Here is a 25,083-nt window from a genome sequence, read left to right on the forward strand (position 1 = left end):
CTATTTCGGGATTATTCGCTCATTCCTTTTTGAACCTATCAATAAAAATAATCACATGAAATATCAAATAATCTTTCTTATTTTCTGTGTCTCCCTATTCTCTTGCCAATCCGGTAAAGAGGACAGCCTAACTTCTATCAAAGAGGTTGACATTTGTATTTACGGGGGAACATCCGCAGGCGTTGTAGCTGCTTACTCTGCAAAAAAAATGGGTAAATCTGTCCTCTTGGTAGAACCGGGTAAATATTTAGGAGGTATGACTACCGGCGGTCTCGGAATGACAGATATCGGGAACAAATATGCAGTTACCGGATTAGCGCGCCTTTTCTATCGTCGCATTGGAGAGCATTATAATAAATTCGAGCAATGGACCTTTCCTCCAAGTGTTGCGACTGCAACCATGAACCGCTTTGTGAAAGATGCAGATTTAGATGTTCTGTATTATCGCCGCATAACAGATGCTCAAGTTCAAAATAAAAAAATAGAATATATCACTTTGGAAGACTCCCAGAAACCCGATGAAAAGACCTTGATACAGGTTAAAGCCAAACAGTTCATCGATTGTTCGTATGAAGGAGATCTGATGGCAAAAGCCGGCGTTTCCTATTTTGTAGGACGTGAAGGAAACGAAGAACAGGATGAAACACTTAATGGAGTTCAGATGTCTTTTTGGCATCAATTCCCAGACGGAGTAGACCCATATCTGAAAGAAGGAGATCCGAACAGTGGCTTATGTTGGGGAATCCAACCTAATACACTGGAAGAAAGAGGAAACGGAGATAAACTCGTACAAGCATACAATTTCCGCCTATGCCTTACCGACAATAAAGAGAATCAACGTCCGTTCGAGAAACCGGAAAACTATGATCCGGCCAAATATGAACTATTGGCACGTGCTATCCGTAAAATGGATTTACATATAGACAATTACCTCTTATTCAACTGGGGTATGATGCCAGATAATAAGTATGACGTAAATAACCGCGGACCGTTATCAACTGATATGATTGGTATGAATTATGAATATCCAGATGGCGACTACACAACCCGCGAAAGGATTTGGCAGGAACATGTCGATTACACAAAAGGATTACTCTACTTCCTTACGCACGATGAAAGAGTTCCTGCCAAACTTCGCGACCAGGTTGCCAGATTCGGATGGGCAAAAGATGAATTTGTAGACAATGATAATTTCCCGACCCAGCTATATGTGCGCGAAGCCCGACGCCTGAACGGGGAATATATCATGACACAAAAGAATTGCCAGGGAGAAGAGACAGTTGGTGATGCTATCGGAATGGCCGCCTACGGGATGGACTCTCATAACTGCCAGCGTATCGTGACAAACGGTATGGTAAAAAATGAAGGGGATGTCCAATATCACGGTTTTCCTCCCTATCCAATCTCGTACAAAAGTATTACGCCCAAACGCGAAGAATGTACTAATCTACTGGTTCCCGTATGTATTTCTTCCACCCATATCGCTTTCGGATCAATCCGAATGGAGCCGGTTTTTATGGTACTGGGGCAATCGGCAGCCGTAGCATCGGCATTAGCGATTGAAGATAATACGGACGTCCAGACAATAGACGTAACCAAACTAAGGAAAATATTGAAAGACAATCCTTATCTGGATGGTTCTACTCCGGAAATATTAGTCGATGACAGCGATATAGACAAAATAGAAAGATCTGGACATTGGCAAAAAAGTTTTGGAGCACATTATAAAAACAGTTTCTTAAAATCGGCGAATCAAAAGAACAATAGCTCTTTCACCTTTATACCTGTTATTAAAAAGGCAGGCACATATGAAGTTTTCTTTTACTGCACAGCTCTTCCCGACCAGGAAATGCCCGAAGTTATGGCTTTTGACATTACTGGCAAAGAAGGAACCAAGCAAGTAGAAATATCTCCCAGATCTCATAAAGGTTCATGGGTGAGCTTAGGCACATACGCGTTAGAGAAAGGAAACTGGACATCTTCTGTCAAGATCGACGGCAGTCGTTCGAAAGGGACCTTATTTGCCGATGCCATTATATTAGTTCCTAAAAAATAAAATTCTTATCTTTATGGCAACCATAAAGACCTGTATAAAAATAGAATACCATGATTACACGACGTGATTTTTTAAAAGTAACGGCGGCAGGAAGTGCATTAGTCTCCTTAGGTAGTGTAACAGAAGCAAAAGCTACAATACAATCAGCCGTTCCCGACGAAGGATTCTGCCATGAAGGGGCGCGTAAGATTCCGGTGATTGCAGAGGTAGACCTTGTGGTTGCGGGCGGAAGTTCGCGGGCAATTGCCGCGGCTGCTGCCGCTGCGAAAACGGGTAGCCGGGTTTATTTAGTTGGTTACATGCCTTATTTGGGTGAAGACATCTGCGGCTCACATCTCTACGAACGGGAAGCAGGAGAAAAATTGCAGACGGCACTTGCACGCAAGCTCTTTCCGGGGAAAAATTTCCCGACCCCGCTGCATATAAAGAAAACATTGGAAGACGAATTGATCGACAACAATGTCCAGTTCCTTTACAGCAGTTATGTAACGAATGTGCTGACGGACCCGTCCGGAAAACCTGCGGGAGTCGTGATCGCGAACCGTTCGGGCAGACAGGCCATCCGTTGTAAAGCGATTATCGATGCGACACACAATGCTTCTGTTGCAGGACTATTAGGAGCGGAACGTAAACCTTTTACCGCAGGTACGCAGGAATTCTGCTATACCGTAGTAGGAAATACCAAAAAAGAAGCACCGGAAATTATCCTGGCCGAAGGATTATCCCAGCCCATCAAGGTTGGCGAGAAAAGCTATCCGGTCACCCGCTATACATTCCGTTTACCACTCAAAGACGACTCGTATGCATCACTGGCCGAGGTCGAACAGATCATCCGCAGCCGGACATGGGATATCGAGCAGGTCGATAGCTCGGATCTGCTCTGGTATATTCCGAAACAAACGATTGACAGTGAGAAAGCATATAACGGGAATCCGGTTTCCTTGCGCAAGTTACCAATGCAAGCGTTTAAATCAAAAAATATTGCAAACCTGTGGGTACTCGGTCCCTGTGCCGAAATACCAAGAGAACTGGCAACCCAAGTGATGCGTCCCGTTCCAGCTTTATTCATAGGAGAGATGATGGGAGAAATGGTTGCCGGACAGATAAAGGATATACCCGTACCGGCTCAGGTCACTGTTCGTCAACTCAAAGTAAATGCTTCGAACTACGGACAAACGGGCGAACTGCTTTCCCCGCTCCGTCCGTCTCAGCAAAAGGGATTCGTCGACTCTCCGTCAGGCGCACTCCCGATTTTAGGCAGCTACGACGTAATTGTGATGGGAGGTGGCACTGCAGGTGCTTCCGCAGGAATATCCGCAGCCAAACAGGGAGTCAATACATTGGTATTGGAATACCTGCACGGGCTTGGAGGATTAAGCACACTGGGTATGATCGGAGTCTATTGGGACGGGTTCCGGGGCGGATATACCGCTCATATAGACAAAAGTGTCTTGGCAATGGCACCCAAAGACCATCCAAGACAACCCAAAGGGGAAGGCCGCTTCCCCGCCGACTGGAAGATGGAATGGCATCGTAAAGAACTGCTACAGGCAGGAGGCAAACTCTGGTTCGGTGTGATGGGATGCGGGGCTTTGACAGAAGGAAACCAGGTAAAAGGAGTCGTAGTCGCCACCCCCTTCGGGCGAGGTGTCATCCTATCCAAAATATTGATAGACAGCACAGGAAGTGCAGACATAGCTATTGCAGCCGGTGCATCATTCGATTATACAGGTAAAAAAACAATCGCCGTACAAGGTGCGGGAACCGGCAAATGGGCACCGGGTGACTATTACAACAATAACGATTGGCTATTCGTTGACGACACAGATATCCTGGATGTCTCACGTGCTTTCGTCCAAGCCAAGACAAAACTGCAAGGACAATACGATCTGGTCAAAATCCCTCAAACACGCGAACGTCGGCGGGTGATCGGAGACTACATCATCTCGGTATACGACGTGATAAACCATCGCCGCTATCCCGACACGATTTCTTATCACAAAAGCTCGTTTGATACACATGGCATGATCATAGACCCGCTCTTCATCCTGAACCCGCCGGAAAAACGGCATATGATCTACGACGCAGATGTTCCGTTGCGCAGTCTTCTGCCTAAGGGATTGGAAGGGATTCTGACAACCGGCCTGGGAGCAAGTGCGCACCGGGATGCCATGCCGGTGATCCGTATGCAGCCCTGCCTGCAAAACCAGGGATATGCAGTCGGCTACCTTTCCGCCCTATGTGTCAAAGAAAATAAATCTCCGCGCAAGATAGATATCAAAAAGGTGCAGCGTCACCTGGTCGAGATCGGGAATCTGCCGCAACGGGTGCTGACGGATAAGGAGTTTAAAGGGTTCAGTAATTCCGAGATGAAGAAGGCCATCGCCAGTGTGACGGATAATTATAAAGGGCTCGAAATATTGTTGACCGATCCCGAACGTTGCATACAGCTCGCCGGCAAACAAATCGCCGGAGCCACTATGCCGGAAGAGAGAGTGATCCTTGCCAGTATCCTCTGTATCTTAGGACAAGGGAAACACGCTCCGGTACTGGCTGATGCTATCCGCCAATATAAAGACTGGGACGAGGGCTGGCACTACACCGGGATGGGACAATTCGGGATGTGTCTCAGCCGCTTGGACGCCCTTATCACCGCGTTGGGATACTCTCGCGAAACATCCGTCCTTCCCACTGTACTGGAAAAGGCAAAGAAGTTGGAACCGGAAGACTATCTTTCTCATTTCCGTGCCATCGCTATGGCCACGGAAGCAATAGGCAGCCGAGAAGCGGTTCCCCAACTGGCAACCATGCTGATGACACCGGGTGTACGGGGGCATTCGATCCTTTCCTACATCGAAGCGCGCAGCAAAGCCGTTCCCGACCTCAACGACACGTCCACCCGTAACCTCGCGTTGAAGGAATTGCATTTGGCAAGAGCCCTTTACCTATGCGGCGACCAGGACGGTATCGGGGAAGAAGTACTCCGCCGGTATGCCAACGGCCTGCAGGGCCACTATGCACGTTACGCACAAGAAATATTAAACAGTAAATAGCACTTTATGAGAAAGAAAACACTTGTATTCTCCCTCCTTTTAGCCTGTGCGACCGCTTTTGGCCAGTCGTCCTACGACCTGGTGATCGTCGGGGGTAATCCCGGAGGGATCATGGCAGCTATCTCTGCCGCGCGGATGGGGAAAAAATCAGTGATACTCGAACGTACCCGCTATGTCGGCGGACTTCCCGCCAACGGACTCGGAGCAACTGACATCGCTACCCGTGCCGCAACGACCGGCCTGTTCCGTGAGTTTGTGGACGCAGTGAAGCAACACTATATCGACACCTACGGTCCTGCTTCCGAGCAGGTGAAAGTATGCAGCGACGGTTACCATTTCGAACCCTACGTCGGAGCACGCATCTTCCAGAAGATGCTCGACGGACAGAAGGACAAGATCACGGTCCTGACCATGCGTCAGTTCGATGCCGAAGATGAAAACATAGTCATGCGCAATAACCGCATCGAAAAGATCCGCATCCTGAACCGGGAAACCGGAGAGATGGAGGAATACACCGGTTCGGTATTCCTGGATGCCACCTACGAAGGTGATCTCGGAGCCGCTGCCGGCGTTCCTTTCCGCGTAGGGCGCGAAGGGAAAGACGAGTTCGGCGAACCTGGAGCCGGACGCGTCTACAAATATTGGGGTGGTCCGGAAGGGGATGGCAGCACGTTCAAGAAAGACAATGCCGTGCAGTCCTACAATTACCGCCTCTGTCTGACCAACGATCCGGAGAATCGCGTGGCCTTCACCAAGCCGGCCCGTTACAACCGTGAAGACTATGCCTCCATTGTGGAGGATGTCTGGACCGGGCGCAACACGGATGCCGCCATGCAACGTGTGACATCCGAAATGATGGAAGAGAACCGGAAGCATATCAAGGCCGGCAACCCCTCCAAACTTCCGGGTGACAAATGGGGGATCGCCAAGATCACCAATATCGTCCATGTCCCGAATATGAAGACGGACGCCAATAACCAGCACGGCGTGTTCGTCTCCACCGACCTGCCTGAGGAGAACTGGCCCTGGCCCACTTCTTCGTGGGAATGGCGCGACAAGTTCGCCCAACGTCTGCGTGAATATACCGAAGGTCTTTTCTGGTTCGTCCAAAACGATCCCGAACTGCCCACCCACTTCCGCAAAGCGGCAAAAGAATGGGGCCTTTCGAAAGACGAATATGTGGACAACGGACATTTCCCACGCCAGGTCTACGTTCGTGAGGGCCGTCGTTTCGAAGGCGCATATTTCTTTACCGCCAACGATGCCATTCCGGTAACGATCGGTAGCCGCCCACCCATCCACGAAAGCAGCATAACGGCCAGCCATTATGCGCTGGATTCGCATGCGGTGCGGAAAAGAGAAAAAGGAAGGGTGCATCTGGACGGCTTCCTGAGCTATCCGTCGGCAGTATATACAGTCCCCTATGGCGTGATGGTCCCGAAAGAGGTGGACAACCTTCTGTTGCCCGTCCCGGTTTCGGGTTCGCATATCGGATTTTCCACCCTGCGCATGGAGCCCTGCTGGATGGCGATGGGACAGGCCGCCGGTATCGCTTCAGCCCTTTCGATCGACGGGAAGGTAAAGGTACAGAACATCGACCTCTCCCGCCTGCAGGACAAGCTAATCGACCAGAAAGCGACGCTTATGTATTTCAAGGATGTGGATTACACGAGTCCTCACTTCCGCATGGTGCAGTATTTGGGACTGCGCGGCTACCTCCCCGAATGGACTGCACGTTTGCAGGAGCCGGTGGATGCAGCGACTCTGGCCGCCTGGAAAAAACTGAGCGGAACGGACCTGCCGGGCATAGAAGCCGGGAAGACGACAAGATTAGCGGCTTTGGAAATGATTTATCGGAAAATAAAATAATCTAAAAGGAAGTGTGTCAAAACCATCTATGGATATAAAAAAAGTCCGTTAATCATTCGACTAACGGACTTCTCTTTTAGTGGGCGTTGACGGATTCGAACCGCCGACCCTCTGCTTGTAAGGCAGATGCTCTGAACCAGCTGAGCTAAACGCCCGAATTGAAATCAAATTGGTATAAAAGAGTGGGCGTTGACGGATTCGAACCGCCGACCCTCTGCTTGTAAGGCAGATGCTCTGAACCAGCTGAGCTAAACGCCCGAATTGAAATCAAATTGGTATAAAAGAGTGGGCGTTGACGGATTCGAACCGCCGACCCTCTGCTTGTAAGGCAGATGCTCTGAACCAGCTGAGCTAAACGCCCTTTCATTACTTCAGTAAGTTTTGTACGCCTTATCTCTCTAAAGCGCTGCAAAGATACGGCTTTTTTTATTACCTCCAAATGTTTCTATGAAAAAGTTGAAAAAAAATTCATTACTACCATTTAATCTGAAGAAATGTAGTAACTTTGCATCTCTATATTATTAATGTATATAAGTATTCGATATCGTAGGTATATCGCCCGGACACTAAGGGATATAGGTGTATAAACTAAATGAGTATGGTATTTTCAACACTAACTGCCATATCGCCCGTAGATGGGCGGTATAGAAATAAAGCCGAGAACCTGGCGGCTTACTTCTCAGAATATGCACTTATCAAATATAGAGTGCGAGTAGAAATAGAGTATTTTATTACTCTGGCTGAGTATCTTCCACAGCTGAATAGCCTGGCTACAGTGGAGAATAAAGAAGCGTTGCGTAAAATTTATCAGGAGTTCAGTCTGGAGGACGCAACCCGTATTAAGGAGATCGAGAGCGTAACTAACCATGATGTAAAAGCTGTTGAATATTTTATCAAAGAAAAATTTGATCTGCTGGCTTTACAGGACTATAAAGAGTTTATTCATTTCGGATTGACTTCGCAGGATATTAATAATACTTCCGTTCCATTGTCTATCAAGGATGCTTTGGATGAAGTTTATTATCCGGGGATTCAGGAAGTGATCGACATGTTGAAAAAGTATGCTGAGGACTGGAGCGATGTTTCTATGCTGGCAAAGACGCACGGACAACCGGCTTCTCCTACCCGTTTGGGAAAAGAGATTATGGTATTTGTATATCGTCTGGAACAGCAGGTGGCTTTATTGAAGGCAATTCCTGTTTCTGCCAAGTTTGGCGGTGCGACAGGTAACTTTAATGCACACCATGTTGCTTATCCGCAGTACGACTGGAAAGCATTCGGAAATAAGTTCGTGAATGAAGTTCTGGGGTTGAGCCGTGAGGAATGGACTACACAGATTTCCAATTATGATAATCTGGCAGCTATTTTTGATGGTTTGAAACGGGTTAATACTATTTTGATCGACCTGAACCGTGACTTCTGGCAGTATATCTCTATGGAATACTTCAAGCAGAAGATCAAAGCGGGTGAAGTCGGTTCATCGGCAATGCCTCACAAGGTGAATCCGATCGATTTTGAAAATGCAGAAGGTAACCTGGGAATGGCGAATGCAATCCTGGCACACCTGGCTACGAAGTTGCCGATCTCCCGTTTGCAGAGGGATTTGACAGATTCTACCGTATTGCGTAACGTCGGTGTGCCTTTGGCCCATATCGAAATCGCATTCAAAAGCTTAACAAAAGGGTTGGGTAAGTTGTTATTGAATGAGAACGCCTTGTACCGGGATCTGGATAATTGCTGGGCTGTCGTTGCTGAAGGTATTCAGACCATTTTGCGTCGCGAAGGATATCCGAAGCCGTATGAAGCCTTGAAAGCCTTAACCCGGACAAATGAAGGAATCACTGAAAAATCAATCAGTGACTTTATTGAAACGCTGCAGGTTAGTGATGCAGTTAAAGCTGAATTAAAGGCGATTACGCCGCATAATTATACAGGTATTTAGTGTGAAGAAAATAGTGTAGCCGTGAGGTTACCAATTAGTTAATTATTTATTAATTTACAACAATGAGCACAGAAGAAAGAGAAGAATCTCAACCGCGTCCTAGAAAGGTGATACCAAGTATCAGACGGGAAAACACAGATCAGGAAGGTGAAAGAAGACCTTACAATCAAGGTTACAGCAGACCTGAGGGAAACAACTATGAACGGAGACCATATAACCAATCAAGCCGGGATGACCGCGGTGGTTATAATTCTTATGGTGATAACCGCTCTTCTTACGGAGACCGTCCGAGTCGTCCTCGTACGTATGACAACCGTGAAGGGGGTTATAATAGCAGACCTTCTTATAACAACCGCGACAACAATCGTGGTGGTTATGGTAATTCAAATCGTGAAGGAGGTTACAATTCAAATCGCGAAGGGGGTTATAACAGCCGTCCTTCTTATGGTAACAATCGCCCTTCTTACGGTAATGACCGTTCGTATGGTGGTGGCGATCGTCCTTTTAACCGTCCTTCTCGTCCTAACTATGACGAAAGACCGGGCAGAGCCTATTCTGCTTCTCCGGAAGGTGAAGCTGGAGGCGACGGTATGAAGAAAAGAAGACCGAGAGTAGGCGACACACGTGTCAATTCTTACGACTCTCGTGATAATCGTGGCGGTGGCCGTCCTTCATACGGTAATAATAACCGTGGAGGTGGTTACGGAAACAACGGAGGATATGGAAACAGACGTCCGGGTGGCCCGCAACGCCGTACGAACGATTACAACCCGAATGCCAAATACAACTTCCAGAAACAGTTGAAGTATAAGGAAGTATTGGCTGACCCTAACGAACCGATCCGTCTGAACAAATTCTTGTCTAATGCAGGTGTTTGCTCACGTCGTGAAGCTGACGAATTTATTACAGCTGGTGCTGTAAAAGTAAATGATGTAGCGGTTACTGAATTGGGTACAAAGATTACCCGTCAGGATAAGGTGGAATTCAACGGTAAACCTGTGCAGATCGAAAGCAAGGTATATATCGTACTGAATAAACCGAAAAACTGTGTGACTACATCTGATGATCCTCAGGAACGTCTTACCGTTATGGATCTGGTGAAAAATGCTTGCCAGGAACGTATTTACCCGGTAGGCCGCCTGGACCGTAACACAACCGGTGTATTGCTTCTTACTAATGATGGTGACCTGGCTTCGAAGCTGACTCACCCGTCATTCAAGAAAAAGAAGATCTATCACGTTTGGTTGGATAAGAACGTTTCTATCGAAGACATGGAAAAGATTGCTAACGGGTTGGAACTGGAAGACGGTGAAATCCATGCAGATGCAATCAGCTATGCCAGTGAAGACGATAAGAGCCAGGTGGGTATTGAAATCCACTCGGGACGTAACCGTATCGTACGTCGTATCTTCGAATCGCTGGGATATCATGTAACGAAACTGGATCGTGTATACTTTGCCGGACTGACTAAAAAGATGCTCGGACGTGGAAAATGGCGTTATCTGAACGAACGTGAAGTTAACGCACTCCGGATGGGTGCTTTTGAATAATATTAAGATTAGCCGGTAGTCAATACCGGCTATCTTGTTTTGATTATCTAAGAATAAACATATAAACATGGAAACAATTACTAGAACAAAAATTGTAGATGTACTGAAAAGCGAAGCTTACGGTACGACCGTTAATGTGAAGGGGTGGGTTCGTACCCGCCGTGGTAGTAAACAGGTTAGCTTTATCGCGCTGAATGACGGTTCTACAATAAATAATGTTCAGATCGTTGTGGATGTGGAAAAATTGGGTGAAGAGTTCCTTAAACCGATTACTACCGGTGCCTGTATCAGTGTGAACGGTGAATTGGTAAAGTCACAGGGACAGGGCCAGAATGTGGAGATCCAGGCAACTGAAATTCAGATTTACGGTACTGCCGATCCTGCTACTTATCCGTTGCAGAAGAAAGGCCATTCACTGGAATTTCTTCGTGAGATAGCTCACTTGCGTCCGCGTACCAATACCTTTGGTGCTGTGTTCCGTATTCGCCACAATATGGCGATCGCTATTCACAAGTTCTTTCATGAAAGAGGTTTCTTCTATTTCCATACGCCGATCATTACAGCTTCCGATTGCGAAGGTGCCGGACAGATGTTTCAGGTAACGACAATGAATCTGTATGATTTGAAGAAGGACGAGAACGGTTCGATCATTTATGATGATGATTTCTTTGGCAAACAGGCGAGCCTGACGGTTTCAGGTCAGCTGGAGGGTGAATTGGCTGCCATGTCTTTAGGTTCGATTTATACTTTCGGACCGACATTCCGTGCCGAGAACTCCAATACTCCGCGTCATTTGGCTGAGTTCTGGATGATCGAGCCGGAAGTTGCTTTCAATGAAATTGCAGAGAATATGCAACTGGCTGAAGATTTTATCAAGTATTGCGTGCAGTGGGCTTTGGATAACTGTATGGAAGATATCCAGTTCCTGAACAATATGTTTGATAAGGAATTGATCGAACGTTTGCAGTTTATCCTGAAACATGACTTTATCCGCCTGCCTTATACGGAAGGTGTTAAGATTCTGGAAGAGGCTGTTGCAAAAGGACATAAGTTCGAATTCCCTATTTTCTGGGGTGCAGATCTGGCTTCAGAGCATGAACGTTATCTGGTGGAAGAGCATTTCAAATGTCCGGTTATCCTGACTGATTATCCGAAAGAAATCAAATCTTTCTATATGAAGCAGAATGATGACGGAAAGACTGTTCGTGCTATGGACGTTTTATTCCCGAAGATCGGTGAGATTATCGGTGGTTCACAGCGTGAAGAGGATTATGAGAAACTGACACGTCGCGCAAAAGAAATGGGTGTGCCTGAGAAAGATATCTGGTGGTATCTGGATACCCGCCGTTTCGGTACAGCACCTCATTCTGGTTTCGGTTTAGGGTTTGAACGTCTGCTATTGTTTGTAACAGGTATGACAAACATTCGTGACGTGATTCCTTTCCCGAGAACTCCGAAGAATGCAGAATTCTAATAAAGTATTCCGGCAGTAGCCGGAAACTTTCATAAATAGAAAAAGGCTTTTGAATCTGATTCAAAAGCCTTTTTCTATTTATTCGTCATCCAGATCGATCGGTATCTGCCTTTTAAATGCTTCTTTAAAGGAGATCAGAGATTCTGTCCGTGCCAAGCCCAACGGCTGTAGTTTGTTGTGGATAATACTTAGCAGATGCTGGTTGTTCTTTGCATATATTTTGATGAACAGATCATATTGTCCGGTTGTATAGTGGCATTCCACTACTTCCGGTATTTTCTTCAATGCTTCTGTTACAGTAGGAAATTGTCCCGGTGATTTTAGGAATAGCCCCATATAAGCACAGGTTTCGTAACCAACTTTTGTATTATCTACGATGAATTCCGACCCTTTGATAACACCGAGATTGGTGAGTTTTTGTATTCTCTGGTGTATAGCGGCTCCTGAAACATTGCACTCTCTGGCAACTTCAAGGAAAGGCATGCGAGCATTCCCTATGATTAGCTTCAATATTTTTTCGTCCAATTCATCCAGTTGATGGTGTGCCATAATTTCTGTATATTTGTATTTCTGTTATTCTATATAATTACATTTACATACAAATATAATCAAACTATAATAATTAGACGATATAATTCGTTCAATTATTTTATTTCGTAAGTTTTCTTTTATTAATCTATCAATTTATAAGAGTATGAGTTCAAGTGCAGTAATCGAATGCAGGATGGTGAAAGATTTTTCCGATCCTTTATTGGATAAAGTAGAAAAAACATATAATGATTCCTTTCCGGAAGCCGAGCGACGGGCGTTTTCCCTGGTGAGAGAATTGGTAAAGGAGGAACCCCGTTTCACCGTTTACACATTATTTAAAGATGGGGTATATGCTGGTTTTATTACAGCCTGGCGTTTTACGGCATTTATATATGTGGAACATTTTGCTATCGATGCTTCCGCCCGTAACGGTGGAATAGGTGGGGAGTCTATGAAGCAGTTTATGGCGCTTTGTGACGCTCCTGTTGTTTTGGAGGTGGAAATACCTGCCGACGAGATGAGTAAGCGCAGAATCGGCTTTTATGAGCGTCTGGGGTATGTGTTGGATAACCATGTTTATTTCCAGCCTCCGTATCGTCCGGGAGAATCCTTGTTGGAAATGCGGTTGATGACTCACGGGCAGATCGATTTGAGTAAGTCGTTTGAAGATGTGAAAGATAATCTTTACCGGCATGTATATGGTGTTCAGGAATAGAGAGTGAATTTACTCCAATAAAAAAGGCAGAACTTAAAGTCCTGCCTTTTTTGTTTATTATTGAATTAATTAGTCTGCACGTTGTCTTGCTGAATAACTAATCTTCAATGCGTATGCTTCACGAAGCGCCTGTTTTACGTCTGTGATAACACCCATCTTCGTTCCTTGGTCGGCTTTGATGGATACAGTCATAAACGGCTGATCTTCCTCTTTCATACTTGACTTTTCCTGCGCGATGTATGTTTCGATTTCGCTTACTTCAGCGAACTGGTCGTTCAACTGCAAACGAGTTTCGGAACCCATCTTGGATCTTAATTCCGGAGTCGGTTTACCTACATAGATGAATGTTACCAATGATTTTTTTTCCAATTTCTGAAGCTCTGTAGCTTGAGGAGCCTGGAAAACAACTTTCAACGTAACTTCACGCATAGATGTAACCATCATAATGAAGAACAAGAAGGCAAATACCAAGTCAGGTAATGATGAGGTATTTAATTCGGGCATTTCTCTTCCGCCCGCTTTACTAAATTTTCCCATTATTATTTACCTCCATAATTTTTAGGTTCTGCTTCCGATATCTTTTGAGGATAAATCATCTGCACAGCCTTTTGTTGATCTTCATCCAAATCGGCGAAAGCTTTGCCAAATTTCTTTTTAGAAACCTCGTCTCTCAGTTCGTTATAGGCTCCTGCCAATTCGTTCTGAACGTCGATGTAAGCCTGATATTCAGTACCACGGTCGTTCTGCAAAGAGATAACATGATTTTTTGTTACCATCTGCTTTCCGAAGAACGGTACGTCCACTTCAGTCTTTTCCGGCATATGCTCGTCGTTGTAAGGATTCTCAATGAAAGTTCTAACCTTTTCTCTCAGTTGCTTAATATCAATGAATTCATTATTACAGAGAATCTGGTTATTACTGTTGATCAGTACGACCAGGATATTTCTCTTTTTGATATCCATCTCTTCATTTTTCTTCTGGTCTTTGGGCACAGGAGGCGGCAAACGTCTTGCTAAACCTTTATCTGTGTCCATTGAAGTAGTAATAAGGAAGAAGATAAGCAACATGAAAGCAATATCGGCTGAAGAAGAACCATTGATACCCGGTGTCTTTCTTTTCTTACCCATTTCTTTCTTGTTTGATCAATTCGTTATTACTATTATCTATTAAGCATTCTTTTTACAGAACCCCAAACCACTGCTGCAACGATTAAAATCATCAGAACAACTGTAGACCAGATCCACATGTCTGTTACTTTTAACCACATAGGTACGTTGTATACCTGAGAATCGGCATTTAATCCTTTTAGAGGAGTTGCATCTCCTATAGAATAAGAGATGAATAGTATTGCAGCAAAAACAACCACAACGATCAAGGATGTTACAGCTGATTTTGCGTTTGTTTTCAATAATGTTACAAATTGCCAGATAGCAAAAAGAATTGTACTGATAATTGTAACAAAGAACAATACCGAAGTCCAGTTAATCAATAAACCGGTATAGATCGGCTCTTTCATTTCTGCAGCAGGGTCAACGACACCTCCTGCATAGAACATACCCAGCACTACGAGACTGATAATCGAAACGATTAACAGTGTCCAACTGGACATTTTTCTTATTTTAGTAACTGCCATAAGTCTGAATTATTTTTTGAATTTAAGGTTGTATTTGATAACCATGTCGATCAAAGTGATAGAAGCGTCTTCCATCTGGTTCAGGATAGCTTCCAGCTTGCTCAACAAATAGTTATAGAATACCTGAAGGATCAAAGCTACGATCAAACCACCTACGGTTGTGATCAAGGCCACTTTCATACCACCGGCAACAACCGTCGGGCTGATATCACCAACCTGTTCGATTTTATCGAACGCCATGATCATACCTACTACAGTACCCAAGAATCCTAATGACGGAGCCATAGCGATAAACAATGTGATCCATGACATATTCTTTTCCAAAAGACCACCCTGTACACCACCATAAGAAACGATTGATTTTTCAACAACGTCGATACCCTGGTCGATTCTCATCAAGCCCTGGTAAGCGATAGATGCGATAGGACCTCTTGTATCACGAGCGATGGCTTTAGCTCCTTCTACATCTCCTTTATCAAGAGCATCTTCAATGCCTTTTAATAATTTGCTTGAATTTGTTTCAGCTAAGTTCAGATAAATAATTCTTTCAAGACAGAATGCTAAACCGAAAATCAAAGCGATAGCAACCAAACTCATGAAGTCTGCACCACCCTCGATAAACTTAGTCTTTAAAGATTGGTACATACCACCTTCAATAACTTGTTCGGCTCCGGCTGCAGCGTCCTGCGCGAATGCTACGGTAGAGATTCCAAGGGCACATAAACCCATGAATGTTTTTGCAAAATACTTTTTCATTGTGTGTTTAATTTTTAAGATTAATAATTCTCTTATTTGTTTTTATTTTTGTTGTTAATAAATTCCTCATGGTACTTATGCGGAGAGAGCGGGATTCGAACCCGCGATACACTTTAGGCGTATACACGCTTTCCAGGCGTGCCTCTTCAACCACTCGAGCATCTCTCCAATTTTCAGCCTTTGTCTCCTCTAAAACGAGCGCAAAATACGAAAAAAATCCCAAATGCAAACGTTTCAGTGCACAAATCTAAAGTTTTTGCTTGACATATACACAATATCTGACGGAATAAATTTTGCTTCCGACCTGAAATTTTGAAACTAAGCCTTTTTATTTGGAATTTTGAATAAATCCAATGCATTTTTTCTTGTAATTTGTACGGTTTCATCAAGGGTAAGGCCGAATGTGTCCGCTACCTTCTCTGCCGTTTTCCATATATACACAGGCTCGTTTCGTCTACCTCTGTAAGGCACCGGAGCGAGGTATGGAGCGTCGGTTTCCAGTACGATGTGATGCATGTCGCTGCATTTTATCGTGTCTGAAAGTTTGGAGTTTTTGAATGTAATGACTCCGTTAATTCCCAGTTTGAACTTTGCTAATTTTTTTATTTCTTCCAGATCATCTATGGTACCGGTGAAACTGTGGAAGACGCCTTTTAATTTGTCTGCACCGACTTTATGGATGCTATCCAATACTTCCGGATAAGCTTCACGGGTATGGATCGCTACCGGCAGATCCAGGTCGATACTCCATTTTAGCTGTTCCTCAAAGACTATTTTCTGTTCTTTCAGGTAGGTTTTATCCCAGTATAGGTCTATTCCGATCTCTCCGATACCACAATAAGGTCGTTTTCCCAGATAAGATTCTGTTATTTTTAGATTCTCTGTGTAATGTTCGTCCACGCTGGTCGGATGCAAGCCCATCATCGGATAGGCAAAATCCGGGAAACGGTCGCACAAATCGTGCATTCGTTCAATGGTTGCGACATCTACATTGGGGAGCAGGATAGTGTCGATGCCTGATTCCCGGGCAATATGAACCAACTCCTCCTGTTCCGGGTCAAATTCTTCCAGGTACAGGTGGTTATGCGTATCTATGAGTTTCATTTTTTAAGACTGGCGGTACATTAAACGGTTACTTACATCTTTCAAAATGGTCAATCTCTCCGGTGTTACGTTGAGTCTCGATAAATGATCCATTGCCTTGTCGTAATATCCCTGCATTTTAACAGTGGTGATATCTTTCAGATGTAATTCATTATATATGGTAGTGACTGCTTCGATTTTCTCCGCAGGAATGAATTGTGTTTTGCCGATCCAGCTGTTGAGGGTCGCTTTTTGTTCGGGTGAAGCCAATTCAAACGCATGTATCAATAAAAAAGTCTTTTTGTTGCAGGTGATATCGCCACCGATGTTTTTACCGAATGTGGCAGTATCTCCGTACACATCCAATAAATCGTCCTGCAACTGGAATGCGAGTCCGATGTTTATACCGAAATCATACAGATTATCGGCATCTTCTTTGGATGCACCACCTATGATAGCTCCGATTTTCAGGCTGCAGGCAAGTAAAACGGCTGTTTTTAAGCGGATCATTTCTATGTATTCCGGTTCGGTTACGTCTGTCCGTGATTCAAATTCCATATCATATTGTTGTCCTCCGCATATTTCAAGAGCAGTCTCGGTGAACAGATCGAATACCTCTTTTAAACTGGAAGGTTCTGTTTTTCCTATCAACTGATAAGCCGCGATCAGCATGGCATCTCCGGAAAGGATGGCCGTATTGTCATTCCATACTTTATGGACGGTCGGTTTGTTCCTTCTTTTGTCGGCTCTATCCATCAGGTCGTCATGAAGCAGTGTGAAATTGTGGAACACTTCAATACCCAATGCCGGATAAATGGCATTGTCTATATTTTCCTGATACAGATTACAGGCCATTAAAGACAGTGCCGGACGGATCCTTTTTCCTCCCAACGATAGGATATATTCAATCGGGTCGTATAAACTTTTGGGGGGATATTCAAAACTCAGTTGTGAAATCTCATGTTCTATTTTCTGTAGGATCTCGTTGAAGGATAACATATTAAATATTAATTAGGAATGAGACGAAATAAAAAAGGCTGCAAATCTACAGCAGCCTTTTTTAGTATGTTTAAAAAATAATTATTGCAATCTGAAAGTAACAGGTACGGTATATTTAACACGTACAGGTTTACCTCTCTGTTTACCAGGAGACCATTTCGGCATGGTGTTGATCACACGGAGAGCTTCTTTATCCAAAGAAGGGTCTACACCACGGATCACTTCTGCGTCAACGATTGAGCCGTCTTTGTTAACAACGAATGAACAAGTAACACGACCTTGGATACCGTTTTCCTGTGCAATAACCGGATATTTGATGGATTTAGCAAGGAACTGTAATAAAGCACCCTGTCCACCCGGGAATTCCGGCATTGTTTCTACAACGGTAAAGATCTGTTGAGCAGATTCTTCTTCTTCTTCAACGACTGCAGGAGCTACATAGGCTTCTACCTGTGCAGAACTCTGGTCGTCCTCAGATGAGATGATATCCACTTGGTCCAGTTCCACGTCATCATCCACGATATTCAGCTGTTCTACGGCAGCTGGTGCTGGTGGGGGAGGTGGAGGCGGAGGCGTGTCCTCCGGTCTTGTAATTTCAATTTCTTCTTCAGCGATGATATCAGCTACGCCTTCACTTTTGACTACCTGAATATCACGGGTTCCCCATTCGAACCCAACGAACAAAACGGCCAAACCAACAACCATACCCATCAGGATACCGAGTGTTTTGCCCTTTTCCAAGTCCGCTTTCGGTGATTTCTTAACTTCCATACTTCTATAATGTTTAAAGATGTGTTTTCCTATGCTGCAAAAATACAAATTATTTTATATCTTGGTTGAAAAAGGGGAAAATACTTCTATATTTTCACTTTTTTTTGAACCAAAATAAAAATAACTGTGTTTATATACCTTTTTTCGGTTTTTTCCGTTTCTCTTTATGGAATATATTATAACTGCATTTTATCTTTGTACGCATTTTGTTAAGAAAATATGAGACATACATTAATTATATTGTTCTTTTCTTTCGTTTTACAATCGGTCGCGGCTCAATCCGGAGATCAGGTATTTGAATTTTTAACATTACCTTCTTCTGCCCGGGCTAATGCTTTGGGAGGGCATACCGTGTCGCTGGTAGAGCGGGATCCGTCCCTTATCTTTCATAACCCGGCTCTGCTTGGCGGTGAAATGGACGGAATGATCAATCTGGACTATATGAACTATATCGCGGATATCAATGTGGGAAGTGCTTTGTTCACTAAAGCATTCCGCGAACGTGGTGCATGGGGGGCCGGAGTCCATTATTTCCATAACGGGAAATTTAAAGGGATGGATGAAAACAATCAGTCGACAGGCGATTTTACTGCGAACGATATCGCATTGAACGGTTTCTTTTCCTATGATCTGTCCGAACGCTGGCGGGGGGGGATTTCCATGAAGTTCCTTTATTCCAATTATGATACCTATACGTCATTGGGATTATGCTTCGATGCCGGATTAAGTTACTATAATTCGGAAAAAGAATTTTCATTCGGTGTTGTATTGAAAAATATCGGAGCCCAGTTGAAACCTTATTATGAGGACCGGCAAAAAATGCCGTGGGATATCCAGATGGGTATTTCAAAAAAGATGAATCACGCCCCTTTGCGTTTGTCGCTGACGGCCATGTACCTGAATCGTTGGAAATTCGATTATATAGATAATGCCGATAAAGATTACAAAGGTGATAATTTTGCCAAAGCATTATTCAAGCATCTGGTGATCGGTATCGATTATATACCCAGCGAGAATTTCTGGATTGGCGTCGGTTTCAATCCGAAGACAAAGATGGATATGAAATTGCAGGGAGGCGGAAGCGGTCTGGCCGGTTTTTCCGCTGGTGCCGGAGTCAAAATAAAAATGTTTGATGTCGGTGTCTCTTTTGCAAAATATCATCCGTCGGCTATGTCGATGATGGTGAGTGTTTCGACGACATTGGCCGATTTTAAACCTTAGGAAATATAAATAAACGTAAGCATGAAAAAGATAGTAATTGCAATAGATGGTGTTTCTTCCACGGGAAAAAGCACTATGGCAAAAGATTTGGCAAAAGAAATAGGTTATACATATATCGATACGGGTGCCATGTATCGCGCCGTTACATTATATTGTATCCAGCATAATTTGTTTAAAGACGGTCAGATTGATGAAGAAAAACTTCAGGCATCGATGGCTGATATTCATATCTCACTCCGTTTTAATCCTGAAACCGGCCGTCCGGACACTTATCTGAATGGGGTAAAGGTTGAAAAGGAAATCCGGGGGATGGAAGTTGCCAAATGGGTCAGTCCGGTGGCTACTTTAGGATTTGTCCGCCGTGCACTGGTTGCCATGCAGCAGGAAATGGGGAAAGAAAAAGGGATTATCATGGATGGCCGGGATATCGGTACGGTAGTATTCCCAGATGCCGAATTGAAGATTTACGTAACGGCCAGTCCGGAAGTTCGTGCACAACGTCGTCTGGATGAATTGAAAGCTAAAGGCGAAGCGGCTTCTTTTGAAGAAGTACTGGATAATGTGAAAACACGCGACCATATAGATTCTACCCGTAAAGAGAGTCCGTTGCGTCAGGCGGATGATGCTGTCGTACTGGATAACTCGGACATGACTATCGCTGAACAAAAGGCATGGCTTCTTGTTCAATATAATAAAGCTGCTGCCGAATAAGAAGGTAGAAACAATAGGTTATTTTTAAGAATGATTGAAGTCGAAATAGATAAAGGTTCCGGTTTTTGTTTTGGAGTGGTTACAGCTATCGAAAGTGCTGAACGTGAATTGGACAATACCGATATATTGTATTGTCTGGGAGATATCGTGCATAACAGCCTGGAGGTGGAACGGCTTCGGGAACAAGGGTTACGGACTATCGGGCATGATGAATTTTCTACTCTGAAAGGAAAGAAAGTTTTGCTTCGTGCACATGGCGAACCTCCCTCCACTTATGAGATAGCAAAGCAGAATAATATAACGATTGTAGATGCTACCTGTCCGGTGGTGCTTCAGTTGCAGAAAAAGATACATAAATGTTACCAGGCAACCCGTGAAAATAATACCCAGCTGGTGATATATGGTAAAAAAGGTCATGCAGAGGTGAATGGGTTGGTCGGACAGACGGAGGGAACAGCCATCGTGATCGAAAAGATAGAAGATCTGGACCGCCTGGATTTCAGCCGTGATATCTGTCTCTTTTCCCAGACAACGAAGTCGTTGGACGGATTCCGTAAGATCGTGGAAGAGATATATCAGCGAAAGGCGGAAGGTACCCGTTTTGAATATTACGATACGATTTGCCGCCAGGTGGCAAACCGTTTACCGAATATAAAAGCATTTGCATCCAGCCATGACTGGGTCTATTTTGTAGCAGGCAAAAAGAGTTCAAACGGTAAGATGCTGTTAGAAGAATGCCGGAAAGCGAATCCAAATACCATTTTCATTTCGGAGGTGAAAGAGATCACCGAGCCGCTCCCTGCCGGTGTCCGCCGTGTAGGGGTTTGCGGAGCTACATCGACCCCGAAATGGTTGATGGAAGAGGTGGCAATCCGTATCCGGGAACTGAATGCAGACCGCTGATCAGACGGTTAAGATTTCATGAAGTTTAAGGAAAAATGAAAGATTGTTGGCAAATAATTATTATTTTTGCCGCGAATAATTTAAAATAAAGACGATATGTCTACTATTAAATGTATTGGCATTTTAACGTCCGGAGGTGATGCTCCCGGAATGAACGCTGCCATCCGTGCAGTGACGCGTTCCGCTATCTATAACGGGATGAGAGTTAAAGGTATTTTCCGAGGATACAGAGGGTTGATTACAGGTGAGATTGAAGAATTCAAAACACAGAATGTAAGTAACATCATCCAGCGTGGTGGAACAATATTGAAAACCGCTCGTTGTATGGAGTTCAAAACTCCCGAAGGCCGTAAGCAGGCATACGACAAGTTGGTGGAAGAGGGGATCGACGCCCTGATCGCTATTGGTGGTGACGGAACATTGACCGGTGCACGTATTTTTGCACAGGAATTCAATTACCCGATCGTCGGAGTTCCGGGTACGATCGATAATGACCTGTATGGTACGGATGTAACGATCGGTTATGACACGGCCCTGAACACAATTATGGAATGTGTGGATAAGATCCGCGATACGGCCACTTCCCACGATCGCCTTTTCTTTATTGAAGTGATGGGACGTGATGCCGGTTTCCTTGCACTGAACGGTGCTATTGCCTCCGGCGCAGAAGCGGCTATCATTCCGGAGATTTCTATGGAAAAAGACCAGTTGGCGGAGATGATCGAAAATGGATTCCGCAAATCAAAGAACAGTAGTATCGTATTGGTTGCAGAAAGTGAAGTGACCGGTGGAGCTATGGGGGTTGCCGAACGTGTGAAAACAGAATATCCGCAATTCGATGTACGTGTATCTATCTTGGGGCACTTGCAGCGTGGTGGTTCTCCTACGGCTCAGGATCGTATCCTGGCAACCCGTATGGGAGTCGGTGCGGTCGATGCTTTGCTGGATGACCAGCGTAATGTTATGATGGGTATCCAGAATGACCAGATCGTATATGTCCCATTCTCGAAAGCTATCAAGAATGACAAACCGATCAACCGTGATTTGCTGAATACACTGCGTGTGTCTTCTATTTGATCCGGACTGACGAAAGAATATGAAAAAGCCCGTCGAATCGTTTGATTTGACGGGCTTTCTTTTTTATTATTCGGTAGATCTTATTTCTTCGATAAGTTTTCGAGGAACAGATCCATCATCCTTTTGGCTGCAACGAACGAGCTGATCTCGTTATTCAGCACCTGCTGTTCCGTCTGTATCAGCATACCTTCTACAGCCGGATTATGATAGAATGTTTCCCGTAGTGTATCGTTGATACTTTCGTACATCCAATACTTGGCCTGTTCATTTCGTTTGAAGTTGAAATAACCGTTCTTTTTAGTGAACTCCATGTATTCGCCGACCATATCCCAGATTTCTTTGATGCCTAAGTTGTAGTAACCCGAATAAGTCAATACTTTGGGGAACCATCCTGAATCGGCAGGTGGGAAAAGATGTAGCGCATTCCTGAACTGGGCAGCGGCCAGTTTGGCTTTTTCGATATTATCGCCGTCGGCCTTATTGATAATAATGCCGTCAGCCATTTCCATGATACCGCGTTTAATCCCTTGTAACTCGTCTCCTGTTCCTGCCAGCTGAATAAGAAGGAAGAAATCGACCATCGAATGAACGGCCGTTTCGCTTTGTCCGACACCGACTGTTTCCACAAATACAGTGTCGAAACCGGCAGCTTCACACAACACAATCGTTTCACGTGTTTTACGTGCCACACCACCCAAGGATCCTGCGGATGGAGAAGGACGGATAAAAGCATTCTTTTCGCGCGATAAAGCCTCCATACGGGTCTTGTCTCCCAGGATACTGCCTTTGGAACGTTCGCTGCTCGGGTCGATAGCCAGTACGGCCAGTTTGCGCCCTTCCTTGATCAGGTGCATACCGAAAACATCGATAGAGGTACTTTTTCCGGCACCAGGAACACCGGTGATACCAATACGGACCGATTTGCCAGCAAACGGAAGACATTTTTCAATAATCTCCTGTGCCAGTTGCTGGTGTTCATATTTAGCACTCTCGACCAGCGTAACCGCCTGGCTGAGGATTGTTATATTACCTTTCAGTATCCCTTCGACAAACTCGGAAGGGGTATATTCTTTACGTTGAAGTCTTTTTTTGAGGTAGGGGTTTACAGTCGGTACATCGGCTACTCCCTTGTTTACCTTTAATCCTCTGTAAAGATCGTCGTTTTCGGGATGTTCCATATCTTTTTATTTTTCTGCTGTTACCTTTACGAGGCGAACAGGACCGTTCGGGTCATTACATACTATATTTACCAGTGCTTCCAGTTTCGTCTTTATTTCTTTCGGACGAACTGATATCTTGAATGTAGCCGTTGTTCCCGGTTTTAATTCTTTCTTTCCTCCTGAAATATCGATCCGTTCATCATCGCAAGTGAAACTATGTATGATAAGCGGGGATTTTCCGGTATTCGTTACTTCTACAGTGCCGGTCACTTTGCCTCCGATCAGCGGAATGAACCCGCCTTTTTCCGGTAGCTTACCGAAATCGAGCAATGTTCCTGACAATTGGGCAACCGGAGCCTGTGCCTTTTCTGCAGCAGTCAGTTTACCGAAGTTGTCGATAATATTGGCCGCTACGTGTATCTTTCCGTCGACTTCGTTTTTCTGTCCGATACTTTCGATTGTCAAAGGTATTTCTGTCGTAACCCTACCTTTTCTTTTTACTGCTTTGGCATCGAATAACAGAGTAATTTCCCCCACTTCGTCTGGAGCCAGTTGGGTCGGGCGAATCTCGACGGCCAGGTAATGAGGCACTTTGCCCTGACGGATCGTCAGAGTAGTCTTTCCTTCATTCTTGACATTGATCTTTTCTCCCAGTGTTTCGTCGGGACGAACGCTGCTGTACAGTATTGTTTTAGTCTGCATTTTCAGGTCGCCTATCGAATAAGGGAAGATCATAAGCGGTATAAGCGGTTTCGGTGTCACGTTTCCTTTGATTGCCAGCGTGTAGCTGCCTTTCTTTCCATTGCTGAATATGGATACCGTCTTGTAGAACGGACCGGGGCGGCCTTTGGGATTGTAGGTAACCTTGACATTTCCGGTTTTTCCCGGAGCGATCGGCTCTTTTGTCCATTCAGGCTGTGTACAACCGCAAGAAGCAGTAACACGGGTGATGACGAGCGGGCCATCTCCCGTGTTCTTTATTTCAAAAGTATGACTTGCCAGTCCGTCAGCTTCGGCAATTGTTCCGAAGTTGTACGTCAGTTCGTCTGCACTTATCTGGGCTCCATTCTGTGCAGCTATATGCGCCGTGAACAGGAATATGCTGCAAAGAATAAAGCTCAGTCTTTTCATATTCAGCATTCTTTGTTTTTAGTTTAGCTTGTTGAAAATCAAATAACCTCTCCTCTGATCGTCAGGATAAAACTTCCGGTCTTTCCGTTGCTGTAAACAGAAATCGTTTTAGAGAACGGTCCCGGACGTCCTTTCGGATCGTATGTTATCTTGATATCTCCGCTCTGTCCCGGAGCGATCGGTTCTTTTGTCCATTCCGGAGTCGTACATCCGCAGGAAGCGATAACGCGGGTAATAACCAACGGAGCATCTCCCGTGTTTTTAACGGCAAATGTCGCAGTGACTTTTCCGTCTGCTTCTTTTATCTGTCCAAAGTCATGAGAGGTTTCTTCAGCTGTAATAACAGCTTTTTTCTGAGCTGAAGCCATTCCTGTTGCAAGCAGGATCGCCATAAAAATAAAAATAATCTGTTTCATTTTACATCTTATTTAGCTATTGTTTATGTCAC

The 25,083-nt window shown here is 44.7% G+C and carries 22 protein-coding genes and 4 tRNA genes; 11 read left to right on the top strand and 15 right to left on the bottom strand.

The window, feature by feature from the left end; translation table 11 throughout:
* Nucleotides 1-55 precede the first annotated feature (55 nt).
* From DWW23_RS17990 to DWW23_RS18000, 3 genes are read left to right on the top strand one after another with little or no spacing between them, the layout of a single operon-like run.
* Nucleotides 56-2,056 (top strand): FAD-dependent oxidoreductase, encoded by a 2,001-nt coding sequence (locus tag DWW23_RS17990; protein WP_122354761.1) that lies wholly within the window; start codon nt 56-58, stop codon nt 2,054-2,056.
* A 50-nt stretch (nt 2,057-2,106) separates the two neighbouring features.
* Nucleotides 2,107-5,109, top strand: a complete 3,003-nt coding sequence (locus DWW23_RS17995) for an FAD-dependent oxidoreductase (protein ID WP_122354763.1) — start codon at nt 2,107-2,109, stop codon at nt 5,107-5,109.
* A 6-nt stretch (nt 5,110-5,115) separates the two neighbouring features.
* The gene (locus tag DWW23_RS18000; protein ID WP_122354765.1) at nt 5,116-6,978 is read left to right on the top strand and encodes an FAD-dependent oxidoreductase; all 1,863 of its coding nucleotides are present in this window, start codon (nt 5,116-5,118) and stop codon (nt 6,976-6,978) included.
* Nucleotides 6,979-7,058: 80 nt separating this feature from the next.
* Here the strand turns inward: DWW23_RS18000 and DWW23_RS18005 are convergent.
* The 3 genes from DWW23_RS18005 to DWW23_RS18015 form a co-directional block, all read right to left on the bottom strand.
* A tRNA-Val gene (locus tag DWW23_RS18005) sits at nt 7,059-7,133 on the bottom strand.
* 28 nt (nt 7,134-7,161) lie between these two features.
* Nucleotides 7,162-7,236 (bottom strand) — tRNA-Val (locus DWW23_RS18010).
* A gap of 28 nt (nt 7,237-7,264) precedes the next feature.
* A tRNA-Val gene (locus DWW23_RS18015) sits at nt 7,265-7,339 on the bottom strand.
* A 237-nt stretch (nt 7,340-7,576) separates the two neighbouring features.
* Between DWW23_RS18015 and purB the strand changes: the two genes are divergently transcribed.
* From purB to asnS, 3 genes are all read left to right on the top strand, one after another.
* Nucleotides 7,577-8,920: an adenylosuccinate lyase gene (gene purB, locus DWW23_RS18020; RefSeq protein WP_122354870.1), complete on the top strand. Its 1,344-nt coding sequence runs from the start codon at nt 7,577-7,579 to the stop codon at nt 8,918-8,920.
* Between the two features lie 62 nt (nt 8,921-8,982).
* The gene (locus DWW23_RS18025; protein WP_122354767.1) at nt 8,983-10,470 is read left to right on the top strand and encodes a pseudouridine synthase; all 1,488 of its coding nucleotides are present in this window, start codon (nt 8,983-8,985) and stop codon (nt 10,468-10,470) included.
* A gap of 67 nt (nt 10,471-10,537) precedes the next feature.
* Nucleotides 10,538-11,944 (top strand): asparagine--tRNA ligase, encoded by a 1,407-nt coding sequence (asnS, locus tag DWW23_RS18030; protein WP_122354769.1) that lies wholly within the window; start codon nt 10,538-10,540, stop codon nt 11,942-11,944.
* Between the two features lie 78 nt (nt 11,945-12,022).
* On the opposite strand, the gene DWW23_RS18035 is transcribed toward asnS, so the two are convergent.
* Nucleotides 12,023-12,493 carry an Lrp/AsnC family transcriptional regulator gene (locus tag DWW23_RS18035; protein WP_122354771.1) on the bottom strand — a complete coding sequence of 157 codons (471 nt, stop codon included), beginning with the start codon at nt 12,491-12,493 and terminating at the stop codon, nt 12,023-12,025.
* A gap of 145 nt (nt 12,494-12,638) precedes the next feature.
* On the opposite strand from DWW23_RS18035, the gene DWW23_RS18040 reads away from it, so the two are divergent.
* Nucleotides 12,639-13,190: a GNAT family N-acetyltransferase gene (locus tag DWW23_RS18040; protein ID WP_122354773.1), complete on the top strand. Its 552-nt coding sequence runs from the start codon at nt 12,639-12,641 to the stop codon at nt 13,188-13,190.
* Between the two features lie 69 nt (nt 13,191-13,259).
* Here the strand turns inward: DWW23_RS18040 and DWW23_RS18045 are convergent, their stop codons facing one another.
* The 8 genes from DWW23_RS18045 to DWW23_RS18080 form a co-directional block, all read right to left on the bottom strand.
* The gene (locus DWW23_RS18045; RefSeq protein WP_122354775.1) at nt 13,260-13,727 is read right to left on the bottom strand and encodes a biopolymer transporter ExbD; all 468 of its coding nucleotides are present in this window, start codon (nt 13,725-13,727) and stop codon (nt 13,260-13,262) included.
* 2 nt (nt 13,728-13,729) lie between these two features.
* Nucleotides 13,730-14,317, bottom strand: a complete 588-nt coding sequence (locus DWW23_RS18050) for a biopolymer transporter ExbD (RefSeq protein ID WP_122354777.1) — start codon at nt 14,315-14,317, stop codon at nt 13,730-13,732.
* A 32-nt stretch (nt 14,318-14,349) separates the two neighbouring features.
* Nucleotides 14,350-14,823 (bottom strand): hypothetical protein, encoded by a 474-nt coding sequence (locus DWW23_RS18055; RefSeq protein ID WP_122354779.1) that lies wholly within the window; start codon nt 14,821-14,823, stop codon nt 14,350-14,352.
* A 9-nt stretch (nt 14,824-14,832) separates the two neighbouring features.
* Complete coding sequence (locus DWW23_RS18060) at nt 14,833-15,579, bottom strand: MotA/TolQ/ExbB proton channel family protein (RefSeq protein ID WP_122354781.1); 747 nt, start codon at nt 15,577-15,579, stop codon at nt 14,833-14,835.
* An 80-nt stretch (nt 15,580-15,659) separates the two neighbouring features.
* Nucleotides 15,660-15,747, bottom strand: a tRNA-Ser gene (locus DWW23_RS18065).
* 150 nt (nt 15,748-15,897) lie between these two features.
* Nucleotides 15,898-16,683 (bottom strand): TatD family hydrolase, encoded by a 786-nt coding sequence (locus DWW23_RS18070; RefSeq protein ID WP_122354783.1) that lies wholly within the window; start codon nt 16,681-16,683, stop codon nt 15,898-15,900.
* Nucleotides 16,684-16,686: 3 nt separating this feature from the next.
* Complete coding sequence (locus DWW23_RS18075) at nt 16,687-17,661, bottom strand: polyprenyl synthetase family protein (protein ID WP_122354785.1); 975 nt, start codon at nt 17,659-17,661, stop codon at nt 16,687-16,689.
* Nucleotides 17,662-17,742: 81 nt separating this feature from the next.
* Nucleotides 17,743-18,432: an energy transducer TonB gene (locus DWW23_RS18080; RefSeq protein WP_122354787.1), complete on the bottom strand. Its 690-nt coding sequence runs from the start codon at nt 18,430-18,432 to the stop codon at nt 17,743-17,745.
* 219 nt (nt 18,433-18,651) lie between these two features.
* On the opposite strand from DWW23_RS18080, the gene porQ reads away from it, so the two are divergent.
* The 4 genes from porQ to pfkA all read left to right on the top strand — a co-directional run bounded on the left by porQ (nt 18,652) and on the right by pfkA (nt 22,344).
* Nucleotides 18,652-19,653, top strand: coding sequence for a type IX secretion system protein PorQ (gene porQ, locus DWW23_RS18085; protein ID WP_122354789.1), 1,002 nt, complete (start codon nt 18,652-18,654; stop codon nt 19,651-19,653).
* A 21-nt stretch (nt 19,654-19,674) separates the two neighbouring features.
* A complete protein-coding gene (gene cmk / locus DWW23_RS18090) occupies nt 19,675-20,364 on the top strand; it encodes a (d)CMP kinase (protein ID WP_122354791.1) in 690 nt (229 codons plus the stop codon).
* Nucleotides 20,365-20,394: 30 nt separating this feature from the next.
* Complete coding sequence (locus DWW23_RS18095) at nt 20,395-21,267, top strand: 4-hydroxy-3-methylbut-2-enyl diphosphate reductase (protein ID WP_122354793.1); 873 nt, start codon at nt 20,395-20,397, stop codon at nt 21,265-21,267.
* A 96-nt stretch (nt 21,268-21,363) separates the two neighbouring features.
* Nucleotides 21,364-22,344: a 6-phosphofructokinase gene (gene pfkA, locus DWW23_RS18100; RefSeq protein WP_122354795.1), complete on the top strand. Its 981-nt coding sequence runs from the start codon at nt 21,364-21,366 to the stop codon at nt 22,342-22,344.
* Between the two features lie 80 nt (nt 22,345-22,424).
* On the opposite strand, the gene meaB is transcribed toward pfkA, so the two are convergent.
* From meaB to DWW23_RS18115, 3 genes are read right to left on the bottom strand one after another with little or no spacing between them, the layout of a single operon-like run.
* Nucleotides 22,425-23,522, bottom strand: coding sequence for a methylmalonyl Co-A mutase-associated GTPase MeaB (gene meaB / locus DWW23_RS18105; RefSeq protein WP_122354797.1), 1,098 nt, complete (start codon nt 23,520-23,522; stop codon nt 22,425-22,427).
* A 6-nt stretch (nt 23,523-23,528) separates the two neighbouring features.
* Entirely contained in the window at nt 23,529-24,644 is a 1,116-nt protein-coding gene (locus tag DWW23_RS18110; RefSeq protein ID WP_122354799.1) for a DUF1573 domain-containing protein, read from the bottom strand.
* A gap of 29 nt (nt 24,645-24,673) precedes the next feature.
* Nucleotides 24,674-25,051: a DUF1573 domain-containing protein gene (locus DWW23_RS18115; protein WP_122354801.1), complete on the bottom strand. Its 378-nt coding sequence runs from the start codon at nt 25,049-25,051 to the stop codon at nt 24,674-24,676.
* Nucleotides 25,052-25,083 lie beyond the last annotated feature (32 nt).

The sequence above is a fragment of the Parabacteroides sp. AF14-59 genome (assembly GCF_003479515.1).
GTDB classification, from domain to species: Bacteria; Bacteroidota; Bacteroidia; order Bacteroidales; family Tannerellaceae; genus Parabacteroides; species Parabacteroides faecis.